At 44.5% G+C, this 25,001-nt stretch carries 19 protein-coding genes; 15 read left to right on the top strand and 4 right to left on the bottom strand.

What is annotated here, in order from left to right; translation table 11 throughout:
• Positions 1–23: 23 nt before the first annotated feature.
• Both J0B03_RS11215 and J0B03_RS11220 read left to right on the top strand, forming a co-directional pair.
• A complete protein-coding gene (locus J0B03_RS11215) occupies positions 24–953 on the top strand; it encodes an RluA family pseudouridine synthase (RefSeq protein WP_207299684.1) in 930 nt (309 codons plus the stop codon).
• The gene (locus J0B03_RS11220) at positions 950–3,064 is read left to right on the top strand and encodes a transglycosylase domain-containing protein (protein WP_207299685.1); all 2,115 of its coding nucleotides are present in this window, start codon (positions 950–952) and stop codon (positions 3,062–3,064) included. The genes J0B03_RS11215 and J0B03_RS11220 overlap by 4 nt, the downstream gene beginning before the upstream one ends.
• A 145-nt stretch (positions 3,065–3,209) precedes the next feature.
• Here the strand turns inward: J0B03_RS11220 and J0B03_RS11225 are convergent, their stop codons facing one another.
• Complete coding sequence (locus J0B03_RS11225; protein ID WP_207299686.1) at positions 3,210–3,593, bottom strand: hypothetical protein; 384 nt, start codon at positions 3,591–3,593, stop codon at positions 3,210–3,212.
• Positions 3,594–3,782: 189 nt separating this feature from the next.
• Between J0B03_RS11225 and cooS the strand changes: the two genes are divergently transcribed.
• The 9 genes from cooS (at position 3,783) to acsV (ending at position 17,044) form a co-directional block, all read left to right on the top strand.
• On the top strand, positions 3,783–5,675 hold the full coding sequence (gene cooS, locus J0B03_RS11230; protein ID WP_207299687.1) for an anaerobic carbon-monoxide dehydrogenase catalytic subunit: 1,893 nt from the start codon (positions 3,783–3,785) through the stop codon (positions 5,673–5,675).
• Positions 5,676–5,683: 8 nt separating this feature from the next.
• The gene (locus J0B03_RS11235; protein WP_207299688.1) at positions 5,684–6,472 is read left to right on the top strand and encodes an ATP-binding protein; all 789 of its coding nucleotides are present in this window, start codon (positions 5,684–5,686) and stop codon (positions 6,470–6,472) included.
• Between the two features lie 17 nt (positions 6,473–6,489).
• A complete protein-coding gene (acsB, locus tag J0B03_RS11240; protein WP_207299689.1) occupies positions 6,490–8,616 on the top strand; it encodes an acetyl-CoA decarbonylase/synthase complex subunit alpha/beta in 2,127 nt (708 codons plus the stop codon).
• Between the two features lie 211 nt (positions 8,617–8,827).
• Complete coding sequence (locus tag J0B03_RS11245; RefSeq protein WP_207299690.1) at positions 8,828–9,601, top strand: ATP-binding protein; 774 nt, start codon at positions 8,828–8,830, stop codon at positions 9,599–9,601.
• A 13-nt stretch (positions 9,602–9,614) separates the two neighbouring features.
• Complete coding sequence (gene acsD, locus J0B03_RS11250; RefSeq protein WP_207299691.1) at positions 9,615–10,559, top strand: acetyl-CoA decarbonylase/synthase complex subunit delta; 945 nt, start codon at positions 9,615–9,617, stop codon at positions 10,557–10,559.
• Positions 10,560–10,589: 30 nt separating this feature from the next.
• Positions 10,590–11,930 carry an acetyl-CoA decarbonylase/synthase complex subunit gamma gene (gene acsC / locus J0B03_RS11255; RefSeq protein ID WP_207299692.1) on the top strand — a complete coding sequence of 447 codons (1,341 nt, stop codon included), beginning with the start codon at positions 10,590–10,592 and terminating at the stop codon, positions 11,928–11,930.
• Between the two features lie 102 nt (positions 11,931–12,032).
• Positions 12,033–12,818: a carbon monoxide dehydrogenase/acetyl-CoA synthase methytransferase subunit gene (gene acsE, locus J0B03_RS11260; RefSeq protein ID WP_207299693.1), complete on the top strand. Its 786-nt coding sequence runs from the start codon at positions 12,033–12,035 to the stop codon at positions 12,816–12,818.
• A gap of 81 nt (positions 12,819–12,899) precedes the next feature.
• The gene (gene acsB, locus J0B03_RS11265) at positions 12,900–15,026 is read left to right on the top strand and encodes an acetyl-CoA decarbonylase/synthase complex subunit alpha/beta (RefSeq protein WP_207299694.1); all 2,127 of its coding nucleotides are present in this window, start codon (positions 12,900–12,902) and stop codon (positions 15,024–15,026) included.
• A gap of 89 nt (positions 15,027–15,115) precedes the next feature.
• Positions 15,116–17,044 carry a corrinoid activation/regeneration protein AcsV gene (gene acsV, locus J0B03_RS11270; RefSeq protein WP_207299695.1) on the top strand — a complete coding sequence of 643 codons (1,929 nt, stop codon included), beginning with the start codon at positions 15,116–15,118 and terminating at the stop codon, positions 17,042–17,044.
• A gap of 37 nt (positions 17,045–17,081) precedes the next feature.
• Here acsV and J0B03_RS11275 read toward each other — a convergent pair whose 3' ends face one another.
• Positions 17,082–17,720, bottom strand: coding sequence for a DUF3786 domain-containing protein (locus J0B03_RS11275; protein ID WP_207299696.1), 639 nt, complete (start codon positions 17,718–17,720; stop codon positions 17,082–17,084).
• 247 nt (positions 17,721–17,967) lie between these two features.
• Between J0B03_RS11275 and J0B03_RS11280 the strand changes: the two genes are divergently transcribed.
• Positions 17,968–18,606 carry a cobalamin B12-binding domain-containing protein gene (locus tag J0B03_RS11280; protein WP_207299697.1) on the top strand — a complete coding sequence of 213 codons (639 nt, stop codon included), beginning with the start codon at positions 17,968–17,970 and terminating at the stop codon, positions 18,604–18,606.
• Positions 18,607–18,645: 39 nt separating this feature from the next.
• On the opposite strand, the gene J0B03_RS11285 is transcribed toward J0B03_RS11280, so the two are convergent.
• A complete protein-coding gene (locus tag J0B03_RS11285) occupies positions 18,646–19,773 on the bottom strand; it encodes a GNAT family N-acetyltransferase (protein ID WP_207299698.1) in 1,128 nt (375 codons plus the stop codon).
• 167 nt (positions 19,774–19,940) lie between these two features.
• Here J0B03_RS11285 and ilvB point away from each other — a divergent pair, with 167 nt between their 5' ends.
• On the top strand, positions 19,941–21,569 hold the full coding sequence (gene ilvB / locus J0B03_RS11290; RefSeq protein ID WP_207299699.1) for a biosynthetic-type acetolactate synthase large subunit: 1,629 nt from the start codon (positions 19,941–19,943) through the stop codon (positions 21,567–21,569).
• A gap of 40 nt (positions 21,570–21,609) precedes the next feature.
• Complete coding sequence (gene ilvN / locus J0B03_RS11295) at positions 21,610–22,107, top strand: acetolactate synthase small subunit (protein WP_207299700.1); 498 nt, start codon at positions 21,610–21,612, stop codon at positions 22,105–22,107.
• Between the two features lie 74 nt (positions 22,108–22,181).
• Here the strand turns inward: ilvN and J0B03_RS11300 are convergent, their stop codons facing one another.
• Positions 22,182–23,963: an ASKHA domain-containing protein gene (locus tag J0B03_RS11300; protein WP_207299701.1), complete on the bottom strand. Its 1,782-nt coding sequence runs from the start codon at positions 23,961–23,963 to the stop codon at positions 22,182–22,184.
• A 223-nt stretch (positions 23,964–24,186) separates the two neighbouring features.
• Here J0B03_RS11300 and J0B03_RS11305 point away from each other — a divergent pair, with 223 nt between their 5' ends.
• Positions 24,187–24,999 carry a methyltetrahydrofolate cobalamin methyltransferase gene (locus J0B03_RS11305; RefSeq protein ID WP_207299702.1) on the top strand — a complete coding sequence of 271 codons (813 nt, stop codon included), beginning with the start codon at positions 24,187–24,189 and terminating at the stop codon, positions 24,997–24,999.
• The last annotated feature ends 2 nt before the right edge of the window (positions 25,000–25,001 follow it).

Consider the following 25,001-nt stretch of genomic DNA (forward strand, 5'->3'; position numbering starts at 1 on the left):
TTTTTTATAAGAAAGGAACGACCGTGAAAGAAACGAATAACGTCATGATCTTTAGCAACGAAGGATTCGACAAGCAAATCAAGGGTTACTTGCAAGAAGAAGGCGGGTTTTCCTCCCGTTTGCTTCGATTTGTCAAAAAAGAAGGAGCACTCTACATCAATGGAAAGCAAATGAGATTGGACCAGGTATTTCGTTCGGGGGAAGTTTTGGAGGTTCGAATGCCGGAGGAAGCGGTAGATGTAGAAGGAGAAGACAAACCGCTGGATGTTTTGTACGAGGACCTTGATATTTTGGTGGTGAGCAAGGAACCAAACATGGTGACTCATCCGACAAAAGGACATCCGGACAATAACTTGGCCAATCGTGTTGCTCACCATTTCATGAAGAGTGGGATCGCAGCAAAGATCCGTTTCGTCAACCGATTGGATCGGGATACTACAGGGGTTGTGGTCATTGCCAAAAGCAAATTTGCCCATCAACATATCCAAAATCAAATGCAGGACAAAAAAGTGGAAAAAGTATATTATGCATTGGTGGAGAGAAGTGTTCAACCGTCCAACGGTGTAGTGGATCTTCCCATAGGAAGGCCGTCTGATGATTCCATCATTCGGACGGTTATGGAAACTGGCAAATCATCAACGACCCACTATGAGACATTGTATGGAGATTCCAAGGCAACCCTGCTCCGATTGTACTTGGAAACGGGAAGGACTCATCAAATACGGGTCCATATGAAGGCCGTCGGTCACCCCTTGATCGGTGATACCCTTTATAATCCGGAAGGCACCACATTTGGCATGGATCGACAGGCTCTCCACGGTGGAGAAATTCGTTTGATCCAGCCAAGAACAGGAAAACGTCTTGTGATTCGTGCTCCTTTGCCGGAGGATATGAAAGTCTGCATGGATCGGATGGGATGGCCGGATTTGATGGAAACAAGGAGGATCCTATGAAAAAAATTGGAATTGGACTGCTTGTTTTGTTTTTCATGGTCGCAATGACCGGAGCGGTGTACCTGTTGTCGGTAAAATCAGTGGATTTGTCGGATTTCGTATATCGACCGGATCAAAAGACCCTGGTTTATTCGGAGGATGGGGAGCTTATTGGTGAACTGTATTCGGAAAACAGGACCTATGTCACATTGGACCAAATGCCGGATCATTTGAAAGAGGCTGTAGTCGCTGTCGAAGACGGCCGCTTTTATAACCACCATGGGTACGATGTCCTCGGCATTGTTCGGGCAACCATCACCAATATAAAAAACGGGGAAATAGTAGAAGGAGCAAGTACCATTACCCAACAGTTGGTCCGAAATCTATTCGACGAAATATCGACGGAACAGACCTTGACCAGAAAAATCATGGAGGCAAAAACTGCTGCAGAATTGGAAAAGCGATACAGTAAAGAACAGATCCTTGAAATGTATCTCAATGAAATTTATCTGGGCGATGGTATTTATGGCGTTCAGGAAGCCAGCCGGAAGTATTTTGGCAAGGATGTGGGCGAGCTGTCGCTGGCCCAGTCTGCCTTGTTGGCCGGTCTGCCTCAAGCACCAAGTGCTTATCAACCCAATCGATACGAGGAAAAGGCAAGATCCAGACAGGAGAAAGTACTTCGCAGGATGGTTGCGGAGAATCTTATCTCTTTGGAAGAAGCGGCAGATGCAATAGCGGAGGAGTGGAGCGTTTTACCGGAAGAAACGACGGATAGCGTGGGACGTATTCGCCAGGGTTATCATCCAGTGGTGGAGCAAATGATTTTGGAGTACGGAAGTACTTTAGGGTTTTCCGGTCCAGAAGCACTGGAGTATTTAAAGCGGGCTGGATTGGTGTTGTACGGTTCCGTGAATTCACAGTTGCAGGAAGTGGCATTTAAATCCATGGAAAGTCAATTGAAGGCATCCGGATTGCCGGAGGCGGATGGTGTATTGGTATCGGTCCATGGAAAAACCGGGGATGTTCTGGCGTATTGTGGGGGAGACTCTCCAGTGGACATGGCCAGTCAGCCGAGGCAACCTGGTTCCACATTGAAACCGTTTATTTATGCGGCAGCAATGGATCAGTCGGTTTTGACCGTCGATTCCTTGTTATTGGATGAAAAGACCCGTTTTGGCGATTATCAACCCTCCAACGTCGATGGATTATATCGAGGCTATGTTACCCCGAGAGAGGCAATCTTGCAGTCCTTGAATGTACCCGCGGTACAGGTGATGGACAAACTGGGCGTGGAATCCACGATGACTTATCTTCAAGGAGGCGGGTTTTCACATCTCACCAAGGAAGATTATGGACTTGCAACGGCATTGGGTGGGCTGACTTATGGGGTGACGCCTTTGGAACTTTCGATTGCCTACAGCAGTTTTGTCAATGAAGGAATGCGAACGGGTCCTTATTTCGTCCAGCGGGTTGAAAATCGAAGGGGAGAAGTACTGTACGAAAAGGGCAATGCAAAACCAACGTCCTGGTTGTTCGCGGATACGGCGAACTACATGAGGGATATATTGATCCATAATGTGGTGTCGGGAACGGGAAGCAAAGCGTCAAACCCCTTGGAAACTGGAGGCAAGACCGGAACCAGTTCTCAAAACAGGGATCTGTGGTTCAGCGGTTTTACTGGAGATCTGGTAACGACGGTATGGATCGGACGAGAAGATGCAAAGCCTGTAAACGGTCGAAGCAGCGTTGCGGCAGCCGTCTATGGCACCTATGTCACTATAGGAGAAAAGGCGGGTCTAATGGAAGATCTGCATGGATCGCCGACCCACGGATATGAAGAGGAGACCATTGTCGTAGCGACGGATGCTGGATGGGATCATTTGTTGGAAAATGGTTTTGTTTTAGAAAACATGATTACCGAGATCCAAGTAACACCGGAGGAAAGATCTCTTTTTGAACAACGCATGATGGTCGGCGTGTATGTAGATGAGGAAAGCGGCAAGGTTTTTGTAGAAGGTTGGTGTGATCCTCAGTATAAAACTTTGCGCTTTTATCGGGAGGATCAGGTACCGGAATCGTGCATGGATCATCCCTGGTTTGACTTTTTATATCGATATTTTACATCGTAAATGAGCAAACTCGACCGGATTAATGAGATATTAAACGCGAATAAGACACACTATATCCTATTTTTTAAGATATAGTGTGTCTTATATATTGACGTAAATTTAACGAAAAAATGGTCTATTTTTCAATTTTTTTAGATATATCAAATTACCAGGTTTTCATGTAATCGATTTTATGAAAGTCTTCTTGAATGACATTATCAAAGAATCGAAGGTGTTTATAAGTGCCGTAAAAGTATGGTTCGCCGTCTTTGATCCTTCCCTTGATGGAATCCATTTTTACCACAGCCAACTCGTCTTTTAAGGCCGGCATGATCTTGAATGCATTCACATGATCACTGAAATCCAGTGGTTTTTCAGTGATATGAAGGCTTTGGCTTATTGCCTTCCCACAGCTTGGGCAGGTGACGCTATAACTTAAAAGGTATCCATCCTTCTCTTTTTTTGCAAGGATCTCTTTTAGAGGAACCTGCATGGTGCAAGCGCATTTTTCATAAAGCTGGTACGGGTTTTCGAATTTGATGTGACTCATTTGTAATCCCTCCTTTATTTATAATATTATGATACCACATTATCAAAAAAATATCAATTTCATTTCAAATTATATTGACAAATAGTTCTACTCGTTTTACACTATAACTAATCATACATTAAGTTGTATATACAAGTTTCATTTGATTGGTTGTCAAAATAAGCTTGAATGTTAAAGGGAGGTAAAAAAATGAGTCATGAAGTCTTGGAATTCGACGTGGTAAGCGCGAGCTTGACGGAAAAAGCAAAAACAGATGGAGCAGAACTGATTTGGGACAGACAGCAGGCCATGAAGGCCAAATGTGGTTTTGGAGACAAGGGGTTATGCTGCAGGATCTGTGCCATGGGACCATGCCGTATCAGTCCGGTGGAAGGTAAAGGCGCCCAAAGAGGTCTTTGTGGAGCGACTGCCGATGTCATCGTATCCAGAAACTTTGCAAGAATGGTAGCAGCAGGAACCTCTGCCCACTCCGATCATGCAAGAGAGATCGCCACCGTCATGCACATGTCCAACAAAGATGGAAACTACAAGGTAAAAGATGTAGGCAAACTGTTGAACCTGGCAAAAGAATGGGGAGTAGAAACAGAAGGTCGCGAAAACGACGATATCGCCCATGAAGTGGCAGAAATTGCACTCAATGAATTCGGAAAGCCTTTTGGGACCCAACGGTTCATCACAAGAGCTCCTGAACCCAGACAAAAGTTGTGGAAAGAAAAGAACTTCGAGCCGAGAGCCATTGACCGGGAAGTAGTTACTTTGATGCACTCCACTCACATTGGCTGTACCGGTGATGCGGACAGCATGCTGGAAATGTCCATGAGAACATCCTTGGCAGACGGCTGGGGCGGATCCATGATCGGAACGGAACTTAGTGACATCATGTTTGGAACTCCCACAGCAAGAGGAACGGAAGCGAATCTTGGCGTTATCGAAGAAAACATGGTAAATATATTGCTACACGGTCACAACCCCAGTTTTTCTGAAATGGTCGTGTTGGCGGCAGAAGAACCGGAAATGATCGCTATGGCGAAAGAAGTCGGAGCAGATGGCATCAATCTGGTCGGCATGTGCTGTACCGGTAACGAAGTGACCATGCGACACGGTGTAAAAATTGCAGGAAACTTCTATCAGCAGGAACTGGCAGTGTTGACTGGCGCCATGGAAGCCGTCATTGTAGATGTTCAGTGCATCTTCCCGGCATTGGCAAGATTGTCCGACTGCTATCACACCAAGTTTATCACCACTTCACCTAAAGCAAAAATCACAGGCAGTACTTACATAGAATTCAGCGAAGAACATGCTTTGGAATCCACAAAAACCATCGTGCGGGAAGCGATCATGAACTACGCGAACAGAGATCGATCCAAAGTGTTGATCCCCCAAGCGAAGAGCAAGGCATTGGTAGGCTACAGCGTAGAAACGGTCATTCAGCATCTGGACAAGGTCGTAAACAGTCATACTGATGTATTCAATACTGTAAAACCTTTGTCGGATGTTATCTGGGCCGGCGTACTTCGTGGAGCTGCAGGGATCGTTGGCTGCAACAATCCGCAAGTCAAGCACGACAAGAGCCATGTCACCATCATGAAAGAACTGATCAAAAACGACGTCATCGTTGTTACGACAGGATGTGCCGCCCAGGCAGCTGCCAAAGCAGGCCTGATGACCATGGAAGCAAAAGAACTTTGCGGACGAGGACTCAAGGAAGTTTGCGAACGTGTCGGCATTCCGCCGGTGCTTCACATGGGATCTTGTGTAGACATCTCCAGAATCTTGGATATCGTAGGACGTGTAGCGATAGAGAGAGGCTTGGACAATTCGGATCTGCCGGTCGTTGGTGTAGCACCGGAGTGGATGAGTGAAAAAGCCGTAGCCATTGGAACTTATGTTGTTACTTCCGGTATCGACACCTACTTGGGAGTTACGCCGCAAGTTTTGGGTTCCGAACATTTTACGGACATGTTGACCAACACCATCGAAGAAAAAGTCGGCGCGAGATTTACGTTTGAAGAAGATCCTGTCGTATGTGCACAATTGATTTTGGATCGTATGGAAGAAAAAAGAGACAGATTGGGAATATAGGTGTAAAAATGAAAATTGCGATCACTGGAAAAGGCGGCGTGGGGAAATCGACGATCTCGGCAGCACTTTCAAGGTATTTTGCAGAGAACGGCTACCGGGTCCTGGCAGTAGATGCCGATCCGGATGCCAATCTGGCACTTGCTTTGGGAATGGACGTCAAGCTGGCGGAGAAGATCATCCCCATATCGGAAATGAATGGCTTGGTGGAGGAACGGACGGGAGCAAAACCGGGGACTTTTGGGACAACATTTAAAATGAATCCAAAAGTGGACGATATCCCCGAGCGTTACGCACATGATTTTGAAGGCATCAAAGTCCTGGTCATGGGCAGCGTAGACGTCGGTGGTTCCGGATGTGTTTGTGCAGAACATGTATTGCTTCGGCGGCTGACATCCCACTTGATCCTACGGGAGAAGGATGTAGTGATCATGGACATGGAGGCCGGCATCGAACATTTGGGACGAGGGACTGCAGATTCAGTAGACGCATTCATCACCGTAGTAGAACCGGGCGAACGGAGCGTTCAAACGTTCAAGACGGTAAAGAAACTATCCGCAGATTTGGGCGTGAAAAACGTCATGGTGATCGGCAACAAGTTGAATGACAAGGAAGATGAAGATTTCATCAAACGTCAGGTTGGAGAAGAAAATTGCTTGGGATTTATCTACTATGATAAAACCATCAGCGTTTCCGACCGGGAAAACACGTCATCTTATCTGGCCAGTGAAAGCTTGAAAAAGAACATCGAAGAAATTGCGGAAAAACTGATCGGAAATGTTAAAAATAAGGAAAAGTAGAATAGGAGGAAAGCAGAATGAATCTGTTTAAGATTATCTACTCCGGTAAGGATCAATACCTGGACTTGGCGGAAAACATGGTAAAGAAGGTCATTGAGGAAAAAGGGAAAGATGCACCGGTGAAATTCCCATCCACTGCATATGCGCTTCCTGTGATTTACGCCATAACAGGGGAGAAAATAACGACTACAGGCGAATTGGAAAAGGCTTTGGACCTGGCCAAGGGATTTATTCATGAGGGGAACAGACTTCAAAATGCATTGGATGCAGGAACTGCATCAGCCATGTTGGCGGAAATCATCGAGGCAGTAAAATATACGCTGGATGATGAACCTTACAAGGCACCATTGCAGGGACATTTGACCGATGCACAGATCCGAGCATTTGGTGTACCGTTGGTAACTCAGGACATTCCAGGTGTTGCCGTTATTATCGGTAAATGCAAAGACTCTAAAACAGCGGCTGACATCATTAAAGAGTATCAGGAAAAAGGGCTGTTGACTTTCCTGGTAGGTGAAGTCATCGATCAGGCGATCGAAGAAAATGTAAAAATGGGCATCGACCTTCGAGTCATTTCCCTGGGATATGAGATCGAGTCGGTCATTCACGTAGTTTCAGTAGCAATCAGAGCCAGTTTGATTTTTGGGGCTGTGGAACCGGGCGATTTCGAAGCTCACAAAGCATACACAAAAAATCGTGTGAAAGCATTCGTCAATGTATTTGATGATTGGGACGATAAGATCATTGCAGCTGGAGCAGCAGCCATTGAACTGGGATTCCCGGCAGTTACAGAAACCTTTATTAATGAAGTGCCGACCCTGTTGTTGCATCAACCGGACAACAGCAAGGTGATCGAAACATCCTTGGAAGTACGCAACATCAAGATCAAAGTAACCAAGATCGACATTCCTGTTGGTGTAGCCTCTGCCTTCGAGGGTGAACGAATTCGCAAGAACGACATGTATGCTGAATTTGGCGGAAGTAAAACCAAAGCTTGGGAATTGGTTCGCATGAAAGATATGGCCAGCATCGAAGATGGCAAAATCGAGTTGGTCGGACCGGATATCGATACCGCAGACAAGGTACCGTATAATCTACCATTTGCTGTCGTGGTCGATGTGGCCGGTAAAAGCATGGAAGAAGACTTTGAACCAGTTTTGGAGAGAAGATTGCACTACTTCATGAACTACATTGAAGGCGTTATGCATATTGGACAGCGCAACATTGCCTGGATCCGTGTAGGCAAGGAATCTTTTGAACGAGGTCTGCGACTGAAGGATATCGGAAAAGTTATTTATGCAAAGATGAAGGCGGAATTTGATACAGTAGTAGACAAGTGTCAAGTGACCATTTATACAGATAAGGCTCAAGTCGAACAACTGGAGCAAGAGTTGGCGTTCCCGAAATATCGGGCCAGAGACGAGAGATTGGCAACCCTTATTGACGAAAATGTAGATACTTTCTATTCTTGTACACTTTGCCAGTCCTTTGCACCGGCTCACGTGTGCATCGTAACTCCGGAGAGACTTGGTCTTTGTGGTGCGGTCAGCTGGCTGGATGCAAAAGCCACCAAAGAATTGGATCCTACGGGAGCTTGTCAACCAGTACCCAAAGACGGCGTGGAAGACGAAGAAAAAGGAATCTGGACGGAAGTCAGCAAGGCAGTAGATGTTGCTTCTCAGGGAGCAGTATCCAGAGTGTCCTTGTACAGCATCATGGAAGATCCAATGACTTCATGCGGATGCTTCGAGTGTATCTGCGGAATCATGCCGGAAGCAAACGGAGTGGTTATCGTCAACCGTGAGTTTGGGGATATCACACCAGTTGGAATGACTTTCGGAGATCTGGCTTCCATGACAGGCGGTGGAGTCCAAACTCCTGGTTTCATGGGTCACGGAAGACACTTTATTGGATCGAAAAAATTCATGAGTGCAGAAGGCGGCTTGGCCAGAATCGTATGGATGCCTAAAGAATTGAAGGACGATGTTCGAGACCGATTGGATGCAGCTGCAAAAGAGATGTATGGCATCGATGGATTCACCGATATGATCTGTGATGAGACCATTGCCAGCGAATCGGAAACCGTGTTGGAATTCCTGGAATCCAAAGGACATCCGGCATTGACCTTAGATCCAATCATGTAATAACGTATTATTGGGGCCGGTGCGATCGCACCGTCCCCATAATCAATTCATTATCTGAGTAAATCATAGATCCACTGGTTAATCACCTGGCTCAGAATGGCTTGAAATACAAAAAATCTTTCATGGAGTAACAATTCGCCATAAAATTTTCTAATATGAGACAAAAGATGATAAAATGTAATTGTTACGACATGATCGAGGAGGTAGAAAAATGAGCTATAGAAGAATTGCTGTTGCAGGCAAAGGAGGAACCGGTAAAACCAGTTTGACCGGTATGCTGATCGATTTTCTCATACAAGCTGGCAAAGGTCCCGTATTGGCTGTAGATGCAGATCCCAATTCCAATTTGAACGAAGTGTTGGGAATGGAAGCAGACGAGACCATTGGCGACGTTCGGGAGCAGGTGAACTGGGCGGAACGGGAAGGCAACGTGATCCCCGGCGGTATGTCCAAAACGGATTTTTTCAAGTTGCGCCTCAACCAGGCGGTCTTGGAAGGGGACGGATACGACATGTTGGTCATGGGGAGAAGTCAGGGAGAAGGATGCTATTGCTATGTCAATGGTATTCTCAAAAATCAACTGGAGATCCTCAGCGACAATTATAACCATGTAATCATCGACAACGAAGCTGGATTAGAACATTTGAGTAGAGGATCCATGGGAAAAATCGACTTGCTGCTGTTGATCAGCGATTATTCCCATCGAAGCATCCAGGCGGCAGGACGGGTAAAAGTCTTGGCAGAAGAATTGAAAATGAACATTCCCAAAATGGGGCTGATCGTCAACAAGGCACCGGAAGGCAAGCTGACGGAATCCATACTGGAAGAGATCCAACGACAGGAGTTGGAATTGATCGGCGTGATCCCATTGGACTCCAATGTATTTGATTATGATTCGACAGGCAAACCATTAGTGCAATTACCGGAGGACAGCCCGGCGAAAGTTGCGTTGAAGGATATTATGAAAAAACTACAAATTATTTAAGGAGGGACTACTCTTGGGTTACAAGAAAACGAGCAAGAAGTACAACGGAACCATCAAGAAAGTATCACTTGGAACTGGTGACAAAGCATTTGAAGTTGGTGGTAGAAACGCCATGCCTTTCTACAAGTTTGATGGGGACATTGGTGAAAAACCAAAAGTCGGTATCGAGATCATGGATGAGGCACCAGCAACTTGGTCCCAAGCTTTTGCAGAATTATATAAGGAAGCGGGAGATGATACTGCTGCCTGGGCAAAACTTGTAGAAGAGAAATATGCTCCCGATTTCATTTGTTTGCGTTTTGAAGGCGCCGATCCCAATGGTAAAAACAAAAGCACGGACGAATGTGTTGAAATCGCCAAGAAAGTGGCAGAAGCCATTACCGTACCCCTGGTTGTTGCCGGTTCGAAAAATGACGAAAAAGATGCAGAGTTGTTCCAAAAGGTATCAGAAGGACTGGAAGGCAAAAACATTCTGTTGCTTTCCGCAAAAGAAGAAAACTATAAAACGGTTGGTGCCGCAGGCGCGTTGGCTTACAATCAAAAGGTTGGAGCTGAATCTTCCGTAGACATCAACCTGGCAAAACAGTTGAACATTCTCATGGGCCAACTTGGTGTAAAAAAAGAATCGACCATTATGGATGTGGGTTGCGCTGCTGCCGGATATGGATATGAATATGTTTCCTCCACCATGGATCGTATTTTGCTGGCTTCTTTGGGTCAAAACGATGAAACCCTTCAAATGCCGATCATCACACCGGTTGCATTCGATGTATGGGCCGTAAAAGAAGCTGTTGCATCGGAAGAAGATGAACCGACTTGGGGAGACGTGACGGAACGTGGTATTCACATGGAGGTGTCTACTGCAACTGCATGTTTGGTTTCCGGATCAGACATGGTGATCGTGCGACATCCGAAATCTTTGGAGACGGTGAAAAACTTCATCAACGCATTGGCGTAAAAACAATAATAAAACGGAGGTTGATATAAAATGGGTTTGACCGGACTGGAAATTTTTAAACTTACACCTAGAACAAATTGCAAGGAATGCGGATTCCCTACTTGCATGGCTTTCAGCATGAAAGTGGCATCTGGCGCTGTCGAAATAGAAAAATGTCCGTACATTTCAGACGAAGCAAAAGAAAAATTGTCGGATGCAACAGCTCCGCCGATGAAAACTTTTGTCATAGGCAAAGGAGAAGCAGAAAGAAAAATCGGAGGGGAAACCGTTTTGTATCGCCATGAAAAAACATTGGTGAACAAGCCGGTTGTTGCAATTGGATTTGATGATACCATGGACGATGCTGTTGTCGATGGAAAAATTGCAAATATCAAAAAAGTGGATTATGAGCGCATCGGCGAGCAAATGAATGCAGAAGCGGTCCTGGTAAAATGCGTTGAGAACAAGGAAGCTTTTTTGGCCTTGATCGACAAGTTGTCGCCCTTGAACAAGGTCGTGTTGATCCAAACAAAGGATGCAGATATAGCCAAGGAAGCTTTGGAAAAAGTAAAAGACACCAACCCGGTCCTTTTAGGGGCGAACAAGGACAACATTGACGGTTTTGTCGAATTGGCAAAAGCATATAAGATCGCATTGGGTCTGGAAGCAGACACACTGGAAAACTTGTACGACTTGGTCCAAGTAGCTGAAAAAGCGGGTCACAAGGAATTGATCCTCAACACGACAGGGAAAAACGCTGGGGAAGCTTTTGAATCTACCGTGGAAGTACGACGTGCTGCGATAACCGGAGGCGACCGAACTTTTGGATATCCATCCATCGTCATGGTCAACGAGATCGCAGGTGGAGATGCTTATATGGAAACGGCACTGGCTTCTGCGTTTGTTCTAAGGTATGGTTCCATTATCGTTCTTAGCGATCTTGAATACAGCAAAGCTTTGCCGCTGTTTGGGTTGCGCCAGAACATCTATACGGATCCGCAAAAACCGATGCGTGTAGAACCAAAAGTATACAATTTCGGATCACCAAAAGAAGATTCTCCAGTATTGTTGACAGTAGACTTTGCTTTGACATACTTCGTAGTATCCGGTGAGATCGATCGTTCAAAAGCTCCGGCATATCTTTTGATCCCTGATGCAGGCGGGTACTCAGTTCTGACATCCTGGGCAGCAGGCAAATTGGGTGGAAGCGTCATCCGCAATGCCGTCAAAGAAAGTGGCTTGGAAGAAAAATTGACCAAAAAACGTTTAGTGCTCCCTGGCAAGGTAGCTGTACTTAAAGGGGATGTGGAAGAAGAGCTTCCAGGTTGGGAAATCATCGTCGGACCGGACGAAGCAATGCAAATTCCCAAGTTTTTGAAAGAATTGGCATAAGACATACAACCAGCTGTATTTGAATGCAAAACAACCGGCGCAACAAACCAGAGGATTGTTGCGCCGGGGTATGTACAAAATAAAAGAAACGGGGTTAAAATCATGGATAAATTTATGGTAATCGGAGAAAGAATCCACTGTATCTCACCAGCAATTCGAAATGCGATCGCAGATCGGGACTTGGAGCCCATTTTCAAAAGAGCGAAAGAACAACTGGATGCAGGTGCCCATTATCTTGATGTCAATATTGGACCGGCAGAAAAAGATGGAGAAGAAGTTATGCAGTGGATCGTGCAAGCTATCCAAAGTGAATTCGACAACGTACCATTGGTTTTGGATACGGCAAATAAGAAAGCCATCGAAGCAGGAATAAAAGTATACGATCGATCCAAAGGCAAGCCCATTGTCAACTCTGCAGATGCAGGAGACAGAATCGACAACATCAACTTGGCAGCTGCAAATGATGCCATGACCATTGCACTTTGTGCGAAAGATGGAATCCCTAGAGACAACGACGAGCGGATGATGTTTTGCCAAGAAATGCTGGAAAGAGGAATGGAAGCTGGAATGGATCCGGAAGACATGTTGTTCGATCCATTGTTCCTTGTAATCAAAGGAATGCAGGAGAAGCAAGTGGAAGTGCTGGAAGCCATCCAAATGATTTCCGAGATGGGATTAAAATCCACAGGTGGATTGAGCAATGTATCCAACGGAGCACCAAAAGCGCTTCGACCGACCATGGATTCTGTTATGGTGGCCATGTCCATTCAATGTGGTCTGACTTCCGCCATCGTAAACCCATGTGACAAAATCTTGATGGATACCATTAAAACTTGCGACATCATCCTGGGTAAAACCCTGTATGCCGATTCCTATTTAGAGCTGTAAAAAAGATTGTGCATGAGCTCCTGTTTAGCGTTATAATATAGGTAAGATAATATTATAACATTTCCATGAAGGAGGATAATGATGAGTTTGTTTGATTTGATTTACGCTGGATCCAACGCAGCATGGGGGTTGGCGGAACAAACGGTGGCAGATGCGATCCAACAAAAGGGAAAAGATCAAAAGGTAGCATTTCCTTCCACGGCTTATTCTTTACCGGTGATCTATTCAGCAACTGGAATGAAAATCAACACATTGGGCGATTTGGAAACTGCATTGGGCGTGGCAAAAAGTCTGATCGTAGAAGAGGAAGATCTGGGCAAAGCATTGAATGCCGGATTGTCTACTGCTGTTTCTGCAGAGATCATTGAAAGTGTAAAGTATGCACTGCAGGAAGATCCTTATGAGGATGAACCGGGTATTGGATTTGTACCGGATCCAGTCATCCGTTCCCTGGGAGTTCCCCTGGTTACAGGAGATATCCCGGGTATTGCTGTCCTTTTAGGGGAAAGCGAAAGCCCGGAAGAACTTGCTGCCATCGTTAAGGACTATCAATCCAAAGGATTGCTTACATTTCTCGTAGGCAAAACCATTGACCAGGCCATGGAGCAAGACGTGAAACTTGGTTTGGAAATGAGGGTCATACCGATCGGTTATGATGTGACGTCGGTCATTCACGTTGTTTCAGTGGCAGTTCGTGCTGCACTGATTTTCGGCGCGTTGAAACCTGGAGATCTTGCCGGTTTGTTGGAATATACAAAACAACGTGTTCCGGCTTTTGTCAACACATTTGGTCCCCTCAACGAAGTGGTCGTTTCTGCAGGAGCTGGAGCCATAGCATTGGGATTCCCTGTTATTGCGGATATTGATGTACCGGAAGTTCCAGGTGCTTTATTGACACAAAAAGATCGAAGCTTGACGGTAAAAACATCCCTGGAAACTCGGGAAATCAAGATAAAAGTAAAAGAGATCGATATCCCTGTAGCATTTGCTGCAGCTTTTGAAGGGGAGAGGATCCGTAAAGATGCTGTCTATGCGGAGTTCGGCAGCAAGCGAAGCAAGGCGTGGGAGCTGGTCGTCATGAAGACGCCGGATGAAATCGAGGATCATCAAATCACCTTGACCGGACCGGACATTGACGAGACGGACCCACCGGTTTATCTGCCGCTGGGCATCGTTGTAGAAGTTGCAGGAAAAAATATGGAGGAAGACTTTGAGCCGGTATTGGAACGAAGACTTCATTACTTCATCAACTACATCGAAGGGATCATGCATATAGGACAGCGAAACATCGCTTGGATCCGAATCAGCAAGGATGCTTTCGAAAAAGGATTTCGCCTGAAGCATTTTGGAGAAGTTTTATATGCCATGATGCACGAAGAATTTGGTACAGTCGTTGATAAATGTGCTGTACATATCTACACGGACTTGTCCAAGGTAGAGGAGTTGGAGGAGTCTCTGGCTTTTCCAAGATATCGAAAAAGAGATGAACGTCTTGCTTCCTTGACGGATGAAAGCGTGGATACCTTCTACACCTGTTTGCTTTGCCAGTCCTTTGCACCTGCCCATGTATGTGTTGTAACCCCGGAAAGACTGGGACTTTGTGGAGCAGTGAGCTGGCTGGATGCAAAGGCAACGAAGGAATTGGATCCAACAGGTGCTTGCCAGCCGGTATCGAAAGAAGGCTTGGAAGACGAAACGAAGGGTATTTGGAGTGAAGTCAACAAAGCTGTAGATACGGCTTCACAGGGCTCTGTATCCAGGGTTTCCCTGTATAGTATTTTGGAAGATCCAATGACCTCTTGTGGCTGTTTTGAATGCATCTGCGGTATTGTACCGGAAGCCAACGGCGTTGTCATCGTAAATCGTGAGTTTGGCGCCACTACTCCAGTCGGAATGACTTTTGGAGAACTGGCATCCATGACCGGTGGAGGGGTACAAACTCCAGGTTTCATGGGACACGGACGACACTTTATAGCTTCCAAGAAATTTATGGCTGCTGAAGGCGGGATCGGACGAATCATCTGGATGCCAAAAGAGCTGAAAGACGACGTTCGAGATCGTTTGAACAAAACGGCAAAAGAATTGTATGATATCGACAACTTTACAGACATGATATGCGATGAGACCATTGCGACAGACGTAGAGGATGTGATCCAATTCTTAAGCGAAGTTGGACATCCGGCTTTGGATCAAGATCCAATAATGTAGAGTAGACGTTTAAATGTTGAGCAAAGGGTGGTCCCCGAGGATTTTTGTGCGGTGGACCATCCTTTACTAACATTATAAGGAGAATTGTTATGTTGAACATCACTGTGATATTAGAAAACGGAGATACCAAAACCATTCAAGGGACTTTCGGCGACAATTTGTTGGATGTTTTGCGAGACAATGGGATTGGAGTGTATGCACCATGTAATGGCAATGGTACTTGTGGGAAGTGCATCGTTCAAGTAAAAGAAGGATCCTTGCGAAAAGAAACCATGGGTGAATTGTCGAAAGAACGGCAGGATAAAGGATTTGTTCTTTCATGCATGTCCTATTTGATGGAAGACATCACTATTGCCATTCCAGATTCAAGCTTGGTAGGTGCTGCAAAAATCAAAACGGCAGAAAGAAACAAAAAAAATCGGGAGAAATATGAAAAACTCCGGTCCCGATTTGCAGCCCTTCATGGAGAGGTGGCTCACATTCACAAACTCACCATTCAACTGCCGGAAGCAACGTTGGATGACAATGTATCGGATCATGATCGACTGAAACGGGAAATTCGGGTTCAACTGGGTTATACAAAAGTAAAAATGAGTCTGAATCTATTAAAAAAACTTCCCTTTGCATTAAGAAAAAATCATTTTAAAATTACATTGTTTTATACCGTCACCAATGAGAGAAGCATACGAATTCGACATATCACCTGGGACGAAAATGAGAAAGCCTACGGAGTAGCTTTTGATATCGGGACCACATCGGTTGCAGCATGTCTGGTCGAGTTGGAAACGGGAAGGATCCTTCGTGAAATCAGTAGTGCCAATGCTCAATTAAAATATGGGGCCGATGTGATCAATCGGATCATCTATGCCACAAAAGGGGATGGCTTGAAAAAACTTCGGGATGCCATCATATATGAAAGCATCAACCCTTTGATCAATGAATTGATCGGAAAGGCAAAAATCGAGTCGGAAAGAATTTTGATCATGAGCGTGTCGGCCAATACAACCATGACCCATCTTTTTCTGGGCATTTATCCGGATTACCTGCGTAGAGAACCATATATTCCAGTTATTACCGATACCAGGCAGGTAACGGTATTCCCATGGGAAATGGAATTGATGGTAAATCAAAATGCCGTGGTGATCATAAGCCCCAGTGTGGCCAGCTATGTCGGAGGAGATATTTCTGCTGGCGTCATTGCTGCAGAAATGCGGGATTCGGATACCCTGACAGCGCTGATCGATCTTGGCACCAATGGTGAGATCGTTTTTGGCAACAATGAATTTTTAATGACCTGCGCCTGTTCCGCAGGACCCGCTTTTGAAGGTGGAGAAATAAGTTGCGGCATGCGCGCCTCCTTGGGGGCGATCGAAGGTGTGGAAATCGAAGACGAAACCTTCCAGCCGATCTTGCGGGTCATTGACACACATCGACCGTACGGTATATGCGGCTCCGGGATCATCGATTTGATCTCCGAACTAAAACGAACGAATCTGATCAATGCAAAAGGCAAATTCAACCGGGATGAACCATGCGAGAGAGTGCTTTATGACGAGTATGATATCGGACGCTATGTTTTGGCAAAAGAAGGGGAGTTCGACAACGACGAAGAAGTTGCGGTGACGGAGATCGACATCGATAATTTCATTCGCGCCAAAGGTGCCATTTATTCTGCACTGCATACTCTGCTGGAAAGTTTGGGTTTTGCACCGGACGATCTGGAAAAAATTAAGATTTCCGGTGGGATCGGAAGCCACATCGGGATCGAGAATGCCATCAACATCGGAATATTTCCGGATATTCCTTTGGAGAAATACGAGTTTATCGGAAATAGCTCCTTGTCCGGAAGTTATTTGAGTCTGGTCAATAAAAAAGCGGCAGAGTATATCGACAACTCTGCTTACAACATGACGTACGTGGAGTTGAGCGTTTATTCGGGATATATGGATGAGTTTATCTCCGCCTGTTTTATACCTCATACAGACTTGAACCGATTTCCAAATCATGGAAAAAGGTAATAAAAAAACACAACAGATGCCTGTTGTGTTTTTTTATTTACACTTTGGTTTTGCTGAGAAGGAATTGAAGGACGTAATCATTGAGGGTGTCCCCGACAAAAGCCAGGTCTTCTGCTGTGAAATAGTATTGCACATTGTCACTGAACAAGATCTGGGTTGCAGGGGGGAATTCATCGTCACCACGCCAGTAGAGCACATATAGATTGACATTGTTTATGAAAGGTACTTCATATGAAATGTCGGCTTTGTCTATGGAGATGCCGCCAATGGATTCCAAAGCCGAAGCCAGTAGATCTGGATCTTTTTTAAAGGTTTTTGCCAGGCGTAGCAGGCATCTGCCATAAAAGTTTGAATAATAGATATTACCATCTGGAACATCCCGATAGTGGATCATCCTTCCGGAAGGTTTTGTACCTTGAGCATGGATCAAATAGCGCAATAAAAGTGTTTTCAACGCATATTTCGTGTTGGGGGTAGGACCTGTCACCTCACCGTCCGGATAAGCAACTTCGTAGTAATCTGTAAGAAGCTTGATGTTGAAAACATTTTTTTCTTTATCAAAAGAAATTCCAGTGTTTTCTTCAATAGACGCTATCGATTGTTTTGAAAATTCTTTTTTATAGTACTCATAAGGAATTTTATCTTTTCTTTTTTCGACGACTGCTTCTGGTTTCATCAGTGCACCTCACTCGTTGGTTTGTTATTATTATAACATAATAGTAGCAAAATTTCTCAAAAAACTACCATTAGATTAATTATTTTTTTGTTTTATGAAATAAATTCTTAATTATAATATTCATATTTGCTGCGTTGAAAAAATATCGATATTTTGTAAAAGGGGATTGACATATAATAATAAAGCATGTAACATAGAAACAAGCAGGTAATCTATACTTGTATATACAATCTGAGGAGGTAATAAAATGATCGATTTGAAAGCAGTAACCACGGCAATTGGTGAATTGGAAGAAGAAAAAGTATTGGAAATGCTGAATGATTTCGTCGCAAGTGAACCATCTGAAGAAGAAGCCCAAAAGGTAGTTCAAGCATGCCAAGAAGGAATGGCCATGGTTGGAGATCTCTTTGAGAGTGGCGAATACTTTGTAGGTGATTTGATTTTTGCCGGAGAATTGTTGACGGAAGCAATCGATGTATTGAAACCTGTAATCGGATCAGGAACAACGACAAAAGTTGGATCCATTATTGTGGGAACGGTTCATGGAGATTTGCATGATATTGGTAAAAATATATTCAAAAGCATGGCAGAAGCTGCAGGATTTGAAGTTTATGATCTAGGCATCGACCAGCCTGTTCAAGCATTTGTTGACAAAGTAAAAGAAGTAAAACCGAACATCGTTGGGATGAGCGGCGTTTTGACGTTGGCATTGGAATCCATGAAAGATACCGTAGATGCCCTGAAAGAAGCAGGCGTTCGTGACTCCGTCAAAATCATTATTGGTGGAAACCCTGTAACCAAAGAAGCTTGCGAGCACATTGGAGCAGATGCTTTCACAACAAATGCGGCGGAAGGTGTAAAAACCATCCAGGCATGGGTCAAATAATCGAATCATACGATAGAACAGAAAAGCTCAGGAGGGAGGTTATTCCTCTCTCCTGAGCTTTTTTATATAGCATCTTCTTCTACGGTTCTGCTTGACTGTGTAGTTTTTCCATTGGGACTGAACCGGTGTGTTGTTTTCCAGTTGAGGATTCAAATCGGCTTTTTGGATCTTCATGGGGTTGTCCAAAACGATTTGATTTAGGAGAATGGCGTTGACCCCTTTGCCTTGGTAAGCCGGGTCCACCCCGATCAAAAGCAGCTCAGCCCGATCGTTTTTCCGCAAAGCACCCAGGATGGATAAAAAACCAATTGGAAACAATCGCCCCCTGTTCTTCTGCATGGCTTTGGACAAGGAAGGCAACGCCAACCCAAAAGCGACCAGGTCATCGTTCTCATTGAGGATCAATTTTACGAAGTCCACGGAAAATAATGCAATGTACTGTTTTGTGAAATATTCGATCTGTTTTTTTGACAATTCTGTAACAGCGTACAGGTGGTCGTAACTTCGATTGATCAAATCAAAGATAGCAGGAATGTATGGTATGAGATCTTTTTTGCGATTGATGTCTGGAATATATAACCGATATTTTTTCATAGCCCACTGTGCCAGTTTCTTTACAGTGGGAGGTACTTCTTTTGGTACTGTCAACTCATATTCCAACCAATCCACATCTTTCACGTAGCCAAGGTTCTTCATGAATTCTGGGTAGTATGGGTGATTGTACGTGGTCGTGAATGTTGAAATTTGACCGAATCCTTCCACCAACATGCCTTCCGGGTCCAAATCACAAAAACCAAGAGGACCGTGGATGTGAGACATTCCATTTGCCAACAGCCAGGATTCAGCAGTTTGAAACAAAGCTTGGGCGACAGATCCATCGTCGATAAAATCCACATAACCGAATCGACCGTACGGGCGTTTCCATTTCTCAATATAAGATTTATTGATGATGGCAGCGATTCGACCTACGATGCGATCGTCCTTGTATGCCAGCCAGTATTTTGCGTCGCAATGATCAAATGCCGGATTGATGTCTTCGCGCAAAGTGTGATATTCATCGATAAAAAGTTTTGGAACATAGTACGGATCCTTTGCGTATAAATAAACGGGAAATCGTACAAATTTTTTTAGTAGAGAGCGATTCGAGACTTCTACGATCGTAATCATGGCTACCTCACAAGTTGTTTTAACGTCGACCTTTTTATTATATACAAATATTTTTAATATATCAATATAAGACAAACAATACAAGCGTACTAAAAGGTCGAAAAAGATTGACTTTAAAACTGCCATCTATTATTATAGTTAGAAATACCTAAAAGGAGATGATGGGGATGAAGGCTTCTGATGCCATCGTAAAATGTCTTGAAATGGAAGGAACAGATGTGATTTTCGGATATCCGGGCGCAGCTGTTATCGACATTTATGAATCGCTTCAAGTTTCTCCCATTAAGCACGTACTGGTACGAAATGAACAATCAGTAGTACACTACGCTAGCGGATATGCAAGAGAAACCGGAAAAGTCGGTGTCTGCATCGTCACTTCGGGTCCGGGAGCAACAAACACCATCACAGGAATTGCAACTGCATACATGGACTCCATACCGGTCGTGGTCATAACAGGTCAGGTAAACACAAACCTCATTGGAACAGACGCTTTTCAAGAGGCGGACATGAAAGGAGCGACGCAACCTTTTACAAAACACAATTATCTGGTGCAGGATGCGACCCAACTCCCTAAAATACTGAAAGAAGCATTTTTTATAGCAAATACAGGCAGAAAAGGGCCTGTGCTTGTTGATATACCAAAAGACATGCAGGAACAAAAAATAGCATTTGATTATAAAGACAAGGTGGATATCATCGGCTACAAACCGACTGTCAAAGGGCATGCAGGCCAAATCAAGCGCGCCATTCAGCGGATCAAGGCCGCCAAGCGACCAGTGATATATGCAGGAGGCGGGATACTTTCTTCGGGAGCAAAAGAGGGAATTTTGATATTTGCGGAGAAGACGGGTATCCCGGTCATCAACTCTCTTATGGGTGTCGGTGGATTTCCGCAGGATCATCCATTGTATGCTGGTATCGTAGGCAGCCACGGTTATGCATATTCAAATGAAATCATTGGTAAAACAGATCTTCTAATTACTATAGGTGCTAGAATGTCCAATCGTTCCACAACTGGTTTTTATAAACTCAATCCGGAAATCGAGTTCATTCACGTCGATATCGATCCGGCGGAAATCGGGAAAAATCGGGGATACACGTTACCGATCGTTGGGGATGCAAAGGTCGTGTTACGATCACTTATAGAGAAAGCGGAACAAATGGATTTCACAGCATGGATCGATGAGATCCAAGAACTAAAGGATCACCATGCGCCTGCCTCCCAAGAAAGTGCACCTAATGGTTACATACATCCTGTGGACATTATTCGTTATCTCTCTGACAATACAGAAGAGGATGCATGTCTCGTGGCAGATGTGGGGCAAAATCAAATTTGGTCTGCATTGAATTACCAGTTGCGAAAAGACCGCAAATTTTTGACATCCGGCGGATTGGGTACCATGGCATATAGCCTGCCTGCCGCCATAGGTGTAAAGATCGCCAATCCAGACCGGCAAGTCATCTGTGTTATAGGTGATGGCGGGATCCAAATGTGTATTGGAGAATTGGCAGTTGCACGAGAACAAAATGCAGGTGTTAAGATCATACTGCTGAACAACGGAAAGTTGGGATTGGTTCGGGAAATGCAGCAGGACATTTTCGGGAAAGGCCACACTGCAGCCATCGACTTGAATTATCAGGTACAGTTCCCGAAAATTGCAGAAGCATACAGCATGAATGGATTCGAAGTGTCCAGTTTCGATGAGTTTCAAAAAGTATTGGACCAGGTTCTGAAAAATGACGAACCGTGCTTGATCCAATGCAACATTCATCCAGACACCAGAACATTGCCGTGATCGCTGAAGAAACTCAATATAAATCAGAGGGGGTAGCGTATTGAAAAAACATGTATTGTCTCTATTAGTAGAAAATAATTCTGGAGTATTAAGCAGGATCGCCGGATTATTCAGCAGAAGGTGCTTTAACATCGATAGTTTGACGGTTGGAACAACAGAAGATGAAGCTCTTTCCCGAATGACGATCGTCGTAACAGGAGACGAACAGACCTTGGAACAAATCAAAAAACAACTCAACAAGCTGGTGGAAGTTATTAAGGTAGTGGAGCTGGAACCTATTGAATCCATCAGTCGGGAATTGGTGTTTATCAAAGTGAAAGCAGACAACGCCACCCGATCCAATGTCATTGAAATCTCCAATATTTTTCGAGCCAATATCGTTGATGTGGCGAAGGAAAGCTTGATATTGGAATTGACCGGTGACGGTGTAAAAATCGAAGCGTTTATGGAATTGATGGAACCTTATGGTGTCTTGGAATTCATTCGTTCCGGTGCTACGGGATTACAACGTGGAAGTGTTGTACTAAAAGAAAAGTAACACAAGTTTCATATACAAAAAGAAGTGTAAGCATTTGCCTTCACTTCTTTTTTCTGTTCTTCTATATGTATGGCTTAGTCTTCGATCAAGTTTTGGAAATAGGTATTCCTCATGTACTGTTTGGCAAATGTAGGATCATTGGCCAACTCGACAAAGATCGCCTGCTTTTCGATGTCGATGCACTCCAATTGTTTTTCTTTGGAAATCAAGTGCATCTGGCTGCCTGTTCCAGCGGCATTGCCGATGGATCGAACGGCGACATCCTTGTACCATGGCAACATGCCAATGGATTGTGCATTGAAGATGTCGATGTAGTTGCCAAAAGCGCCGGCCAGTACGATTTCAAACAAGTCTTCTCCTTTTATACCATAAGAATCCATCAACATGACGCAACCAGTATAGATGGCTCCTTTTGCCAGTTGTACCTGTCGTATGTCATCCTGGGAGAAGTAGATGTCTTCGCCAAGCTCAGACTCTGAAGCATAAGCTACCACAAATACCTTTGCATTGTTCCGAAGTTGAACGCGTGCTCCCAACTTCTTTTTTTCGATCAATTCAGGGCTCACCAAAGCACCTCTTTTGTTGACGACTCCTTCCCGGTAAAGAACGGCCATCAAATCGATGACGCCAGAACCACAGATCCCCCGTGGCCTGATGTTGCCGATCACTTTATATTCGATGTCATCATCTGTCACATCCACCCGTTCAATGGCGCCGCGGGTCCCGCGCATTCCATATTTGATACCGGCTCCCTCCAGTGCAGGTCCACAAGCGGTGGAGGAGACTTTGTATTTTTTGTTTCGACCAACGGCAATTTCTCCATTGGTACCAAGGTCGATCATCAATCGGACATTTCCATCGTTGGGAAGAGACAAAAGAACGGCTGTAGTGTCTGCGCCAACAAAGCCTCCAAGTAAAGGCAAAAATGACACGATCCCCCTGGGATTGATCTTCAAGTTCACCCGATCTGCTTTTGTTACCACTCCTTTGTGGGTCGTACTGCTGAAAGGCACCTTTCCTAAATGTTCCGGATATAGTCCCAGGAAAAGGTGCTGCATGGTACTGTTTCCGCTAACACTTGCGAAGTAGATGTCATCTGTATTGATGCTATATTCTTTGCAAATGCCGGTTATGATTTCATTGACGGAATCCATCACCAGTTTTTGCAGTCTTGGCAGTTTGTTGATATCGCCGATGACATGGTCGATACGGCTGATAACATCTCCTCCAAGTTCGGTTTGCTTGTTCAAGGTGGATTCGATTCCGACAAGCAGCTGTTCATCCATGTCGTATAGATACCCTACGACAGAAGTGGTACCGATGTCAAAAGCAATGCCATAGATCGCTTTCTTATGATCACCAGGCAATACGTCCAATATGCTGCTGTTGTTCAAAACGACCTTGATCCCATCCTTGTGGTGATAATGGAGAGACATTTGCTGGAGGACCTCCAGGTCAGGTTCCTGTATATCGGACCCGATGTTTTCTTTTAATACATCCCAGTCGTTTTCGCCGATTGACACCTTCAACTTATCAGCCGGGATTTGTATCACACGGAGACTGGGTTCAAATTCGATGGCATCCAATGTAGCGGAAGTAAGGATCTGCGCCTTTTGTTCTTCTTCCTTCAGAAGGATTTTCATGCCGTCGTAAACGGTCGTTTGGCAAGATAAGATGATTTTTGGTTGACCGTTTTCCTCGATCTCAACGGCACATTTCTTGCAAGTACCCTTTCCTCCGCATACCAAGTTCAATGGATATCCGGCTTGGGCGCAGGCATCCGACACTTTTGTTCCTTCCGGCACTTCAATACTTCGATTTAACAAAGGAAATTCAACTTTCGCGTTTTGACTCATCTATACGTCTCCTTTTTGTGATATAATTTACCTTGTAATTAATACAATTTTAACCCAGTTGTCTTGGATAGACAAGTTTAAATAATATATTGACAAAGAGAATCCACTTTGATAAGATAAAACTAGTAAAGGAGCTTGTATATACAAGTGAGGTTACATTTTTTATGACCAGGGTGAAATCGATATCAACAATTATTTAACAAACTATCGAGGAGGGAACGCATTGATCATTATTGGAGAAAAAATCAATGGAGCAATACCCGTGGTAAAGGAAGCCATCAAGAACAAGGATGAAGCTTTTATCCGTGAACGTGCCATCAAACAGGCAGAAGCGGGGGCTGACTTTATCGACGTTTGTGCGTCCACGGCACCGGAAGTGGAAGTGGAGACGTTAAAATGGTTGATCGACATCGTTCAAGATGCAGTAGATGTCCCCATATGCATCGACAGCCCAAACCCATATTTCATCAAAGAAGTAATGCCTATGGTGAACAAGCCAGGTTTGATCAACTCTGTCAATCTGGAGAGGATCGAAGGAACAGACCTGGACAAGTGTGACGTATTGTTTCCACTGATCGAAGGAACAGAATGGGAAGTCATCGCATTGACTTGCGACAGTGAAAATGGAACACCCAGGGATGTAGAAACCAGAGTTGTCATATCCAAAAAAATCATTGATAAGGCAGCAACCTTCGGCATTACACCGGAAAAGATCCATATTGACCCTTTGGTCATGGCATTGTCCACAGACAATAATTCCCTGTTGAATTTTGTCGAGTCCATGCGACAGGTCAAAGCCATTTATCCGACGGTCAAGTTTACTTCCGGACTGAGCAATATTTCTTTCGGGATGCCAAAACGAAAGATCATCAATCAAAACTTTATGACATTAGCTATTTATGAAGGCATGGATTCTGCCATCATGGACCCGTTGAACAAGGAGATCATGGGATCCATCTTTGCAACAGAAGCCTTGCTTGGAAGAGACAAACATACTAGAAAATACAATACGGCCGTGCGAAAAGACCGAATTTAGTA

It is taken from the genome of Alkalibacter rhizosphaerae, from assembly GCF_017352215.1.
Lineage (GTDB): Bacteria > Bacillota > Clostridia > Eubacteriales > Alkalibacteraceae > Alkalibacter > Alkalibacter rhizosphaerae.